Origin of the sequence: Thiocapsa roseopersicina (assembly GCF_900106925.1) — a bacterium.
Classification (GTDB): Bacteria; Pseudomonadota; Gammaproteobacteria; order Chromatiales; family Chromatiaceae; genus Thiocapsa; species Thiocapsa roseopersicina.
Genome location: NZ_FNNZ01000001.1, coordinates 65,480 through 78,403, shown reverse-complemented (window position 1 = coordinate 78,403; position 12,924 = coordinate 65,480). Strand labels below are relative to the sequence as shown.

Sequence of the window (12,924 nt, the reverse complement as noted above, 5' to 3'; positions counted from 1 at the left end):
AGTGGACGACCCGAGCCGGCGACTTGTGTCGCCGCGGCTCGCGAGCGTGCGTCGGCTCGGGGCGTCGGTGGAGTAGTGGTCTGCGGTAAGGATCAGGGCGCGCCGAGCCGACTTCAACAGAAACCCGGTGCAGTCGGTGCCCGCAACGTCTGCGGGACACGGGGGAGACGAGCGTGGTTCAGTCGGCCGCGACGGCCTGCTTTTCCAAACCTTCGTAGATCAGAAACGGCTTGTTTTCGCCCGCGATCACCGATGCATCGATCACGACCTTGCCGACGTGGTCCATCGAGGGAAGATCGTACATGGTGTCCAGGAGCACTTGCTCCATGATGGTTCGCAAACCGCGCGCTCCCGTCTTTCGCTCCATGGCCTTGCGCGAGATCCCGTGCAGGGCGTCCTCGCGAAGCTCGAGCCCCACGCCTTCCATCTCGAAGAGACGCTGATACTGCTTGACGAGTGCATGCTTGGGTTCGGTCAGGATCCGCATGAGTGCCGGCTCGTCGAGCTCTTCCAAGGTCGCCATGACCGGGAGTCGGCCCACAAACTCGGGGATCAGACCGTACCGGATGAGGTCCTCGGGCTCCACCGCGCTCAAGAGCTCGCCGATCTGGCGGCGATCGTCCTGACTGTGGACCTCGGCGGCGAAGCCGATACCCGTCTTGCGCGAGCGGTTTTGAATGACCTTGTCCAGACCCGCAAAGGCGCCGCCGACGATAAAAAGGATGTTGGAGGTGTCGACTTGGAGAAACTCTTGCTGCGGATGCTTGCGACCGCCCTGCGGCGGGACCGAGGCAACGGTGCCCTCGATCAACTTCAGCAGGGCTTGCTGAACACCCTCTCCGGAGACATCGCGGGTAATCGATGGATTGTCCGATTTGCGCGAGATCTTATCGATCTCGTCGATATAGACGATGCCGGTCTGCGCCTTCTCGACGTCGTAGTCGCACTTCTGAAGCAGCTTCTGGATGATGTTCTCGACGTCCTCGCCGACATAGCCGGCCTCGGTCAAGGTCGTCGCATCGGCGATCGTGAAGGGCACATTCAGCAGGCGTGCGAGTGTCTCCGCCAGCAGCGTCTTGCCCGACCCGGTCGGGCCGATCAAGAGGATATTGCTCTTGGCGATCTCGATGTCTTCCTTGGCCTCGGCGACCTCGAGACGCTTGTAATGGTTGTAAACCGCGACCGACAGAACCTTCTTGGCCTGCTCTTGACCGATCACGAACTCGTCGAGCCGCGCTTTAATCTCGCGCGGCTTGGGAAGGTTGTTGGTGGCCTCGCCGACACCGTCCTGCATCTCCTCGCGAATGATGTCGTTGCAGAGCTCGACGCATTCATCACAGATGAAAACGGACGGGCCGGCAATAAGCTTGCGGACCTCGTGTTGACTCTTGCCGCAGAACGAGCAGTAGAGTAGTTTCCCATCGTCGCTCTTGCCGTGGCTATTTCCACTCATCGCGGTCGAGTCTCCGTGCGGTCGGTTGGTTTCAGGATGACAGGCTCCCTGAAGGCGCAAACTCAATCATAACGGTTTGCTGTTGGATGGCAAGATGGTGACGATTCCCGCCCGTCACCACGGGATCCGGCATCCGATCCGCGGTATCCGGCGCAGAGCGACGATCCGAAGCCGGATGTACGCGACCCGTGCGGGATGTCGAAATCAGGCCTTCGTCGGCGCCGGACCGCGCTCGTCGATCACCTTATCGATCAAACCGTATGCCACGGCCTCCGCGCCGCTCATGAAGCGGTCACGCTCGGTATCGTCCGCGATCTTCTCGATCGGCTGGCCTGTGTGATGGGCGAGAATTTGGTTGAGTCGATCGCGAATATACAGAATCTCGCGCGCGTGGATGTCGATATCCGTCGCCTGGCCTTGGAACCCGCCCAAGGGCTGATGGATCATCATGCGCGAATGGGGCAAGCAGACGCGCTTGCCCGGCGCACCGCCCGCCAGCAGCAAGGCACCCATGCTGGCCGCCTGACCGATGCACATGGTGCTGACGTCGGGCCTGACGAACCGCATGGTGTCGTAGATCGCCAAACCCGCCGTGACTGAGCCGCCGGGCGAGTTGATGTAGAGATGGATGTCCTTATCCGGGTTCTCGGACTCAAGGAACAGGAGCTGCGCCACGACGAGATTCGCCATGTGATCCTCGACCTGGCCGACGAGGAAGATGACACGCTCCTTGAGAAGCCGCGAGTAGATATCGAACGACCGCTCGCCGCGCGCCGTCTGCTCGACGACGATGGGCACCAGCCCCAGCCCGGAGGGCTGCCAATCCGAACGGATCGAGGTATAGCTCATAGGATGTCTCATCGTCTTAAACCGCGTTCAGAGTGAAAACCGACGCCCGACCGCGGAGCGTCGCCGCGAGCGGATATACGACCGGGCCGACGCATGGATACCGGCCCGTCACGGCCGCTGCCGTCAAAAGCCGGGGCGAGGACCCGACTCGGACAACTGAGCGAAGGTCAGAACCTCTTCTTCGACCTCGACCTGTCCCAGCACCCAGTCAACGACCTGACCTTCGAGCACGAGACTCTCGACCGAGGCAAGATGCTTGGGGTCGGAGTAAAAATAATCGACCACCGCCTGCGGATGCTCGTAGGTCGAGGCGTTTTCCTCGACCGCAGCACGCACGCGTTGCGCATCGGGGCGAAGCCCTTGCCGCTTCACGATCTCGCCGATAATGAGACCGAGCGAGACACGTCGCTTCGCGGCTTCCTCGAACATCCCGTCCGGGAGCGCCATACCCTTGGAGCCGAGCGTCTCGAGCATCTGCCCCTTCATCGCGCGAATCTCCTCCGCAACCAAGACTGCGGGCAACTCGATCTCGTGGGCCTCAAGGAGCAGATCCATCACAGCATCCTTTCTGCGGGCGTCGAGCCGCTGTTTCATCTCCCGTTCCATGTTTTGACGCACATCTTGGCGAAACCGCGCGATATCCCCGTCGGCGACACCGAACACCTCGACGAAGGTCGCATCGACCTCGGGCAAAACGGACTCCTCCACCGTCTCGACGGTCACCTCGAAACGTACCGGCTTGCCGGCGAGATGCTCGGCCTGGTAGGGATCGGGAAACACGAGATCGAGCGTGCGCTGATCGCCGGCGCAGGCGCCGATCAAGCCGTCCTCGAACCCCGGGATCATGCGGCCCGAGCCCAGCTCGAGCTTGACCCCGGTGGCGGAGCCGCCCTCGAACGGCTCGCCGTCAAGGGTTCCGACGAAGGAAATGGTCAGAAGATCGCCCGTCGCCGCTGCTCGCTCCACCGGCTGCCGGGTGGCGTGCTGTCGACGCAGACGCATGACCATCGCATCGATATCCTCGTCGGAAATCTCGGCGACCGGGGACTTCACGACACGCCCGGCCAGGGATGCAACCTCCACCTGCGGCAAGACCTCGAAGATCGCCGTATAGCCGAAACGCTGCTCGACCGGATCGATCTCGGGCTCGATGCGCGGCATCCCGGCGGGACGCAGCGATTCCTGCATGAGCGCCTCGGAGAAGCTGGACTCGACGAGCTCGCCGAAGACCTCTTGGTGCACGGCCTCGCCATAGCGTTGACGCAGCACCTTCATGGGTACCTTGCCCGGCCGGAATCCGGGCATACGTGCGCTGCGACCGAGCTTCTGCAAGCGCTTCTCCACCTCGGCCGCGATCTGCTCGAAAGGCAGATCGATCTTCATCCGTCGCTCCAGTCCCTCGCCCGTATCCACCGAAACCTGCATCATGTCTCTCCGGTCGGCCCCTCGCCGAGAGGGTCCGTAGGTTGTTGAATCTTGGATCGGGCAGAGACGCCCAAACCGCATAAAAGCTGTCCAGTATAGCGCACGCGCCGGCCGTGGCGAACGCTATCGGATCACCCGGGCGCTCGCCCCGTGTCGACCCCACGCTCGTGCTCGCCGGAGCGGCGTAGCTCGCGCTTGAGGATCTTTCCCGCCGCATTCTTCGGCAAGGCGTCTCGGATCACCAGTCGGCGCGGGATCTCGTGCCGCCCCAGATGCTCACGGCACCAGGCACGCAGACTCGACTCGGTCGCCGAGGAGCCGCCGCGCAGGACGACGTGTGCGACCGGGATCTCGCCGTGACGTGCATCCGGATCGCCGACGACCGCCGCCTCCGCAACCTCCGGATGCGCATACAGCGCCTCCTCGATCACGCGCGGATAGACGTTTATTCCGTTGGTGATGATGAGGTCTTTGATGCGGTCGACCAAGTAGACGTATCCGTCCGCATCGCGATAGCCGAGATCGCCGGTACGGAACCAGTCTCCGAAGAAGCTCTCGCAGGTCGCCTCGGGCTGGTTGTGATAGCCCTGCATCACGCTCGGTCCGCGGACACAGACCTCGCCGTAGGTCCCGTCCGCCACCTCGCGCCCTTCGGGATCGAGGATCCGGGTCTCGACCGTGGGAATCGGCAACCCGATCGAGCCGGGCTTGCGTACGCCCGCGATCGGATTCACGCAGGTCACGGGTCCGCATTCGGTCGGGCCGTCGCCTTCGAGGATCGGAATCCCGAAACGCTCCTGAAAGGCCGTCATCAATGCAGCCGGCATAGCCGCGCCGCCGCTCACGCAGACCCGAACGCTGCGCCAGTGCGCAAGCATATCGGCATCGAGCCGCAGCAGTACGCCGTAAAGGCTCGGCACGCCGAGAAAGACGCTCGCACCGTGACGACCGATCGCCGCGGAGATCGCTCCCGGATCGAACTTGGGAACAGGCACGATGCCGAGACCATGCAGCAAGGGTGTGAGCACACCGACCGTCGCGGCGAAGGCGTGAAACATCGGCAGTACGACCAGGATGCGGTCGGCCGGGGTGAGCGCAAGCGCCTGCGCGACGCCATCGGCGTTCGCGATCAGATTGGCGTGCGACAGCATGGCGCCCTTGGGACGACCGGTGGTGCCGGAGGTGTAGAGGATCGCGGCAGTCGCGTGCTGCGGATCGCGCGCGCCGACGGGCGGGGGCTCCGTGCTGCGCATCATGGCGCCGAAATCCAGCATCGCCGGATCGGCCGAGGGGGCCGCACCGATCCGCACCCGCACAGCCACGTCGGTCAGGCCGTCGAGCGCGGCGGCCGCTGCCGCATCGTACGCCTCGTGATGGATGAGACCGACCGCCCCGCTGTCGGCGAGGATGTAGGCCATCTCTTTGGGGTTGAGCAGAAGGTTGAGCGGCACCAGCGTGCCGCCGGCCTTGAGCGCACCGAGATAGGCGACGACGAAGTCGGCACCGTTGCCGCAGAGCAGGCCCAGCCGATCGCCCTCGCGGATGCCGGCCGCGGCCAGCGCACCGGCGACCCCGTCCGAGGCCCGATCGAGTGCGGCGTAGCTCCAATCACCCTGATCGGAGCAGACGCCGATCGACTCGCCGTACCTTGCCGCCGTCGCCCGAAAGCGCGCGGGGATGTCCGGCGAAACGCTCGTACCCACCAGCGAGGATGCCGTCAGATCACCTTCGAGAAGCCGATCGGCCCGGTCTTGGTGGCCAGATAGGCGTCGAAGGCCATGCAGATGTTGCGCACCAAGAGACGCCCGCGCGGCAGGATGCGGATCTTCCTCGCGTCGACCTCGAGAAGACCGTCTCCGGCCATGTCGCGCAGCTTCATCAGGGCATCGGCGAAATACTCGTCGAAGCGGATATCCCAAGCGGCCTCGGCTGACGGGATGTCCAGCTCGAAGTGACAGATCAAACGGGTGATCATGTCGCGGCGAATCAAATCGTCGCGGGTCAGCTCGATACCGCGGAAGACCGGCAGGCGCCCGGCGTCGAGATCCGCGTAATACTCTTCCAGACCACGCCGATTCTGGCCGTAGGTGTTGTCGATCTTGCCGATCGAGGTCACCCCGATCCCGATCAGATCGCAGTCGGCGTGGGTCGAATAGCCTTGGAAGTTGCGATAGAGGGTCCCGGCCTGCTGGGCACGGGCGAGCTCGTCGTCGGGGCGAGCGAAATGGTCCATGCCGATATAGACATAGCCGGCCTCGGTGAGGCGCTCGATCGTCGACTGAAGGATATCGAGCTTCGCCTCGGGCGCCGGCAGATCGGCCTCGTTGATCCGCCGTTGCGGCTTGAAGCGCTCGGGCAGATGGGCGTAGTTGAAGACCGACAGGCGCTCCGGATCGACCGCGATGATGCGCTCCAAGGTCCTCGCGAAGCTCTCGGGGGTCTGGAAAGGCAGACCGTAGATGAGATCGATGCTGATCGAGCGGAAACCCTCCGAGCGGGCCGCCTCGAGCACCGCCATGGTCTCGGCCTCGGTCTGGATACGGTTCACGGCCTGCTGAACCCGCGGATCGAAGTCCTGCACGCCCAGGCTCATCCGGTTGAAGCCCAGACGGCGCAGCAACGCCACACCGGCGGCATCGGCCTCGCGCGGATCGATCTCGATCGAGTACTCGCCGACATCGTCCCCGGCCAGGTTGAAGTGCCGGCGCGTGGTGTCCATCAGCTCGGTCATCTGAGCATGACTGAGGAAGGTCGGCGTGCCGCCGCCCCAGTGCAGCTGCTCCACGACACGGGACTTGTCGAACAGCTCCGACTGCAGGGCGAGCTCCTTGTACACGCGCTCCAGATAGGGCGGAGCCAGGGAACGGTCTTTGGTCGCGATCTTGTTGCAGGCGCAATAGAAGCAGACGGTGTCGCAGAAGGGGATGTGGAAATAGAGCGAGAGCGGACGACCGCTGTGATTGCTGCGCTCGCAGGCCGCGCGATAGGCCGCGGCGTCGAAGGATTCGTCGAACTCCACCGCGGTCGGATACGAGGTATACCGTGGGCCGCTTTGATCGTAGCGACGGATCAGATCCAGATCGAATGAAATACCTTGTTCCACCGTTCAACCCTCCGGCCGCGGGGTCGGCTGTGCCACCCGCTCGGCCATGTTCGTAGCGCCTGTCTCAGGCATCATCCCCGCCGACATCGAGGCCGCGACGGTGCGTCTCGTTGATCTGTTTGAGCAGGGTATGGAATGGAATCTCTTCCGCGTACTTGCCGGCCGGATCCATGAACGGCAGATCCTCGCGCTCGAAGGCTTCGCTCTTCGCCCGAGGCAAGCTCATCGGGCCGTGGCCTCTTCGAGCAGCTCTAGCTGATGGCGATCGAGCTGCTCGCGCGTCAGCAGGAAGACACCCTCCCCGCCGCGCTCGAATTCGATCCAGGTGAAGGGTACGCTCGGCAAGCGGCGCTCGAGCTCCGGTGCTGCGCTCCCGACCTCGACGATCAGGATGCCCTCGTCGGTCAGGTGGCTTGCAGCATCCGCCAGGATCCGCACGACGAGATCCAGACCGTCTTCGCCACCGAAGAGACCTAGCTCGGGCTCGTTGCGGTATTCGAGCGGCAGGGAATCCAGCTCTGAGCGAGAAATGTATGGGGGATTGGAGACGATGACGTCGTAGCGGTCATTCGGAAGGGATGCGAACAGATCCGAATCAAGGACGCGAACCCGATCCTCGACACCGTGACGCGCGACGTTGCGTCTTGCCACCCCCAAGGCGTCGGGCGAGATGTCCACCAAGTCGACGTCCACATCCGGCAGATGCACGGCCGCGGCAACGCCGATACAACCGCTCCCGCAGCACAAATCGAGCACTCGACCGACGATCTCGCCGTCGATCCAGGGCTCGAATCCGGCCTCGACCAACTCGGCGATCGGAGAGCGCGGCACCAGGACATCCGGTGTCACGATCATCTCCAGACCGGCAAACCAGGTGCGCCCGGTCAGGTAGGCCGCCGGAATACGTTCCAGGACGCGGCGCTCAAGCATATTGCACACCAGCACGCGCTCCGCCGGGGTCAACCGACAGTCGCGAAAGGCGGCGGGTAGTCCCGGATCCAGAGTCAACGCGCCGAGGACCAGGTGAGCGGCCTCGTCGATGGCGTTGTCGGTCCCGTGACCGAAGAAAAGTCCGGCGGCGTTGAAACGGCTTGCGCCCCACCGCACGAAGTCTTGTATCGTGATCAAACCATCCGGCTGCTCGGCCATACGAGGTATCGAGGAAAACGCGTCAGTGAATCCAGCGCTGCAGGATACCACTACCGCGAGCCCCTGTTCAGCCCCGTTGCCGGGAGACACCAAAGACGGCGCGGACGCCGGTCCCGCCCCGGGATGCCGCGGCGGGTCGGCTATGCCGCGCGGCGTTTGGCGTCGTCTTCGAGCTCCTCGACCCCGATCTTCGGCGCTCCGGGTCGACCGCGGCCGCGGTCGACCAAGTCCTGCAGGGAGATGTCGCTGAGAAAACGAAAGATTTCGTCGCTGAGCTGATCCCATAGATGGTGCGTCAGGCAACGCTGCCCGTCCCGGCAGTTCTCCCGACCGCCGCAGCGGGTGAACTCCACCCACTCGTCGACCGCGCAGATAATGTCGGCGATCGAGATCTCCTCGGCCGGCCGGCCGAGATAATACCCTCCCCCCGGTCCGCGTACGCCCCGTACGAGCTTTTTGCTGCGCAGTGCGGCAAACAGCTGCTCGAGATACGACAACGAGATCCCTTGATTCACCGAGACGTCCGCCAGCGTCACCGGCCCGTTGCCGGAATGCAGAGCGAGGTCGAGCATAGCGGTTACCGCATATCTGCCTTTCGTCGATAGTCTCATCGTAGGATGCCTGGAGTGAGTGAGCCGACGGGCGCGCGGATCGTCGCGAGAGCGCCCGGTATCCTCCAGTTAAGTAGTCAACAATTTCGACATTTCAATGCGCAACCGATCGATCGGCGCCGGAGAAGGGGCTTGGAGAGAAGGGATCTCGCGGGAACAGACCCGCTTTCAGAGACGGCGCGCTAAGGGCAGAGCGTCACCCGCGCGCCGGACGCGAACGTCGGCGGAGTGACCGGCGCATCTCCGAAGACGCGCCCCTGCCGCTGGCAATACGTCAGCCACTTGCCGATGAAGGCATTCGCTCGCCATTTCTCGACCAGCGCGGGCGCACGATAATCGGCCCGCAGCGGCAAGACCGTTTGGCTCAGATCGATCACCTCGACCTGACGGGCGTCGTGATACACCCTCAAGCGGGCGTCCGGATCCGGGAGCACAACCCCTTGAACGGGGAAAAGATAGGTCAGACGAAGGATGGTCGTGAAGCGCGCCTGTTCTTCGACCTCGAGATAGAGATCGACCCCTTCGCTGCAACACGATCCATAGACACCCGGGGGACGCGCGACTAGATCCGGGACCAAACGGGAGAGGCGCGCGAAGTTCTCTTCGCAGAGACTCATGAGCGCGCCGACATTGGGGCGACCCGACAGGACGCATGCGGTCGCCCAAGGGTGGCAAAAGCGCTGCATCGAGACCGGAACCGAGACGGGGTGCGCGACTGTCGAGCTAAGCGTTGCCGGATGCCTGGGCCTGCGCCTGCTCTGCGATCTGACGCTTGACCTCGACCATGTCGAGCTCCCCTGCCTTGGTCAGGAGATCTCGAAATTGACTCTCCGGGAGCGCGCCGGGCTGCGAGAAGATGATGATCTGCTCGCGAAAGATCATGAGGGTCGGGATCGAGCGAATATGGAAGTGACCCGCGATCTCTTGTTGCTCTTCGGTGTTGATCTTGGCGAAGACGACATCGGGCAGGTCCTCGGAGACCTTGTCGTAGACGGGCGCGAAGGATCGGCAGGGACCGCACCAAGGCGCCCAGAAATCGACGACGACGAAGGCGTTGTCGCGAATGGTGTCTTCGAAATTGGTCCCGTCGAGCTCGATTACGGCCATGAAGAAATCCTGCTATGCATTCGGCGATTAAACATTGCCGAAGATGGTATCAGAATCCCGGCCCCTCGGCAGTTTCACCGGTTCGAAACAGGGATATTCCGAAGGCGCTCGCCCCGGTCGGGCCGGCACAGCCGGCCCGACGTGCGGTGCCGATCATCGGCGACACACGATGGGACGACGTCAGCTTGCGGAGAGTTTCGTGATGATCTCGTCGCGGATCCCGTCGACCGAGCCGATGCCCGTCACCTTGACGTAACTGGGTGCATCCGCGCCGCCCTGCTCGGCCCACGCCGAGTAATAGTGGATCAGCGGCTCGGTCTGGTCGTGATACACCCGCAGCCGCTCCTTGACCGTGTCCTCGCGGTCGTCGTCGCGCTGGATCAGGGGCTCGCCCGTCTCGTCGTCCTTGTCGGCCTCCTTCGGGGGATTGAAGAGGACATGGTAGGTCCGACCCGAGCCCGGATGAACGCGACGACCCGACATGCGTCGGATGATCTCTTCATCCGGCACGTCGATCTCGACCACGACATCGATCCCCACGCCGGCCGCCTTCAAGGCATCGGCCTGGCCGAGGGTACGCGGAAAGCCATCGAAGAGGTAGCCGCTCTTGCAGTCCTCGTCGAGGATGCGCGCCTTCACCATGCCCATGATGATGTCGTCGGAGACCAGGCCGCCCTCGTCCATGATCTTCTTGGCCGCTTTGCCCAGATCAGTCCCCTGCTTGACGTGCGCCCGCAGCATGTCGCCGGTGGAGATCTGCGGGATCTTGAAGTGCTCCTTGATGAAGCCGGCCTGCGTTCCTTTTCCCGCGCCCGGGCCGCCCAATAGGATGACGCGCATGTCGCTTTCCCCCAGTGATGTTTATTTAAGGTGCGCCCGAGTGTGCCACAGTCGGATTCGACAGGACCACAGAACAAATCCATTGCGGGATCGGGCGGGCTTATGGCTAGAGGCGACTCCGACGACCGCTCGACGCCGTCGCGCCGGCCAGGACCGGCAGGCGCGGGAAGACAACCTCGTGCGGTCGCAGCGTCGACCCTCAACGCCCGGCGATCATCATACCGAGCATCAGCTTATTGAGACGCGCGACGAAGGCCGCCGGATCGTCGAGCTGCCCACCCTCGGCGAGCTGAGCCTGATCGAGCAGGATGAGTGCGAGATCGGCGAACCGGTCGTCTTGGGTCTCGGATTCCAGACGCTTGACCAAAGGATGACCGAGGTTGACCTCGAGGATCGGCTTGCTCTCGGGTGCGCTCTGACCGACCGCCTTGAGCACGCGCGCCAGATTGGCACTCATGTCGTGCTCGCCGACCACCAGACAGGCCGGGGAGTCGACCAGACGGGTGCTCGGCCGGACCGACTCGACGCGCTCGCCCAGGGTGGACTTAAGCCGATCGAGCAGACCGCCATGTTCGGCAACGGCCTTCTCCTTTGCCTCCTTTTCTTCCGCATCCGCCAAGCCGCCGAGATCCAGGTCGCCCTTGGCGACCGAATGCAGCGTCTTGCCCTTGTACTCGGTGAGATGGCTCACCAACCACTCGTCGACGCGGTCGGACAACAGCAGCACCTCGATGCCCTTCTTGCGGAAGACCTCCAGATGCGGGCTGTGACGCGCCGCCGCCGCGCTGTCGGCGGTGATGTAGTAGATCTTCTCCTGGCCATCCTTCATGCGATCCAGGTAGCCGTCGAGCGACTCGCGCTGGGCATCGCTCTCGCCTTGGGTGCTGGCGAAGCGCAGCAGGCCGGCGATGCGCTCCTTGTTCGCGAAGTCCTCGGCCGGACCTTCCTTGAGCACACGTCCGAACTCGTCCCAGAACTCGCCGTACTTCTCCGGCTCGTCCTTGGCCAGGGTGTCCAGGAGTCCGAGGATCCGCTTGGTGTTGGCCTGGCGGATGGTGTCGATCTTGCGGTTGTGCTGCAGGATCTCGCGCGAGACGTTCAAGGGCATGTCGTCCGAGTCGACCACGCCCTTCACGAACCGCAGATAGTGCGGCATCAGCTTGTCGGCCTCGTCCATGATGAAGACGCGGCGCACATAGAGCTTCACGCCGTGCTTGGCGTCGCGCTCCCAGAGGTCCCAGGGCGCACGCTTGGGAACGAAGAGCAGCGTGGTGTACTCGTTCGTCCCCTCGACCCGGTTGTGGGCATAGGCGAGCGGGACATCGAAGTCGTGCGACACATGCTTGTAGAAGTCGTGATACTCCTCCTCCGTGATCTCCGACTTGTTGCGCATCCAGAGTGCGGTGCCGCGGTTGACCTGCTCGTACTGCGGCGGCTGATCCTTCGCCTTTTCGGCCTCCTCGCCGTAAAGCTCCTTGCGCATCTCCACCGGTAGGGCGAGATGGTCGGAGAATTTGCCGATGATGCTGCGCAGCCGCCAGGCATCCAGGAACTCCTTCTCGTCGTCCCTCAGGTGCAGGATAACGTCCGTGCCGCGCCCGGGTTTTTCGAGCGTCTCCAGGGTGAAGCTGCCGCGGCCGTCGGACTCCCAACGCACCCCGTGCTCGGCACCCAGACCGGCGCGGCGCGAGATCAGGGTCACCTTGTCGGCCACGATGAAGGCCGAGTAGAAACCGACGCCGAACTGGCCGATCAGCTTGCTGTCTTTGGCCTGATCGCCCGAGAGCGCCTCGACAAATCGGCGCGTGCCGGAGCTGGCGATGCTGCCGATGGTGTCGATCACCTCTTGGCGGCTGAGCCCGATGCCGTTGTCCGACACCGTGAGCGTGCCGGCATCCTTGTCGACCTCGACGCGAATGCGCAGATCGCTCTCGCCTTCGTAGAGCCCGTCGTCGCTCAGCGCCTCGAAGCGCAGCTTCTCGGCCGCGTCGGAGGCGTTGGAGACCAGCTCGCGCAGAAAGATCTCCTTGTTCGAGTACAGCGAACGGATGACGAGATCCAGCACCTGGCTGACCTCGGCCTTGAACTCCAGTGTTTCTTTGTGCGCTTCGACTGTCATCGTCTGTAGTACCTCGATCGTTCTTCGATCCAACTGAATTTAAGGGGGTATCACCCGGACGCGCCCGGTCGCCGGAGACCCCGCGCGGGGTCCGAGCGCCGCGCACCCGAGCCGATCCGGTATTGTCGCATGGGCTTGCGGGGATACAATGCCGCGCGAGTACGCCTTTCGGGACGGGAACCCGCATCGCCGACAAAGCCGGCCGAAGCCGCTGGCCCGATCCGATCTGAGTCATGCCCTCGCGCCCGCAGCCGGCCACTTAGTGGCC

The 12,924-nt window shown here is 63.7% G+C and carries 12 protein-coding genes; all 12 read right to left on the bottom strand.

Going from position 1 to position 12,924, the window contains the following annotated elements:
• Nucleotides 1–178 precede the first annotated feature (178 nt).
• Nucleotides 179–1,453, bottom strand: a complete 1,275-nt coding sequence (gene clpX / locus BLV04_RS00355) for an ATP-dependent Clp protease ATP-binding subunit ClpX (protein WP_093027001.1) — start codon at nt 1,451–1,453, stop codon at nt 179–181.
• Between the two features lie 204 nt (nt 1,454–1,657).
• Nucleotides 1,658–2,302 (bottom strand): ATP-dependent Clp endopeptidase proteolytic subunit ClpP, encoded by a 645-nt coding sequence (gene clpP, locus BLV04_RS00350; RefSeq protein WP_093026999.1) that lies wholly within the window; start codon nt 2,300–2,302, stop codon nt 1,658–1,660.
• A gap of 123 nt (nt 2,303–2,425) precedes the next feature.
• Nucleotides 2,426–3,730 (bottom strand): trigger factor, encoded by a 1,305-nt coding sequence (gene tig, locus BLV04_RS00345; RefSeq protein WP_342721879.1) that lies wholly within the window; start codon nt 3,728–3,730, stop codon nt 2,426–2,428.
• A gap of 128 nt (nt 3,731–3,858) precedes the next feature.
• Nucleotides 3,859–5,430, bottom strand: a complete 1,572-nt coding sequence (locus BLV04_RS00340) for an AMP-binding protein (protein WP_093026997.1) — start codon at nt 5,428–5,430, stop codon at nt 3,859–3,861.
• A 14-nt stretch (nt 5,431–5,444) separates the two neighbouring features.
• Nucleotides 5,445–6,830 carry an oxygen-independent coproporphyrinogen III oxidase gene (gene hemN, locus BLV04_RS00335; protein ID WP_093026995.1) on the bottom strand — a complete coding sequence of 462 codons (1,386 nt, stop codon included), beginning with the start codon at nt 6,828–6,830 and terminating at the stop codon, nt 5,445–5,447.
• A gap of 64 nt (nt 6,831–6,894) precedes the next feature.
• Nucleotides 6,895–7,056: a hypothetical protein gene (locus tag BLV04_RS00330; protein ID WP_245731629.1), complete on the bottom strand. Its 162-nt coding sequence runs from the start codon at nt 7,054–7,056 to the stop codon at nt 6,895–6,897.
• Nucleotides 7,053–7,979 (bottom strand): 50S ribosomal protein L3 N(5)-glutamine methyltransferase, encoded by a 927-nt coding sequence (gene prmB / locus BLV04_RS00325; protein ID WP_093026993.1) that lies wholly within the window; start codon nt 7,977–7,979, stop codon nt 7,053–7,055. Before prmB ends, BLV04_RS00330 begins: the two co-directional genes overlap by 4 nt.
• A gap of 140 nt (nt 7,980–8,119) precedes the next feature.
• The gene (locus BLV04_RS00320; RefSeq protein WP_093026991.1) at nt 8,120–8,590 is read right to left on the bottom strand and encodes an Rrf2 family transcriptional regulator; all 471 of its coding nucleotides are present in this window, start codon (nt 8,588–8,590) and stop codon (nt 8,120–8,122) included.
• Nucleotides 8,591–8,772: 182 nt separating this feature from the next.
• A complete protein-coding gene (locus BLV04_RS00315; RefSeq protein ID WP_245731627.1) occupies nt 8,773–9,207 on the bottom strand; it encodes a DUF1249 domain-containing protein in 435 nt (144 codons plus the stop codon).
• Nucleotides 9,208–9,313: 106 nt separating this feature from the next.
• The gene (gene trxA / locus BLV04_RS00310; RefSeq protein WP_093026987.1) at nt 9,314–9,697 is read right to left on the bottom strand and encodes a thioredoxin; all 384 of its coding nucleotides are present in this window, start codon (nt 9,695–9,697) and stop codon (nt 9,314–9,316) included.
• A 180-nt stretch (nt 9,698–9,877) separates the two neighbouring features.
• The gene (gene adk / locus BLV04_RS00305; RefSeq protein ID WP_093026985.1) at nt 9,878–10,537 is read right to left on the bottom strand and encodes an adenylate kinase; all 660 of its coding nucleotides are present in this window, start codon (nt 10,535–10,537) and stop codon (nt 9,878–9,880) included.
• 199 nt (nt 10,538–10,736) lie between these two features.
• Nucleotides 10,737–12,656: a molecular chaperone HtpG gene (gene htpG, locus BLV04_RS00300; protein ID WP_093026983.1), complete on the bottom strand. Its 1,920-nt coding sequence runs from the start codon at nt 12,654–12,656 to the stop codon at nt 10,737–10,739.
• Nucleotides 12,657–12,924: the final 268 nt, after the last annotated feature.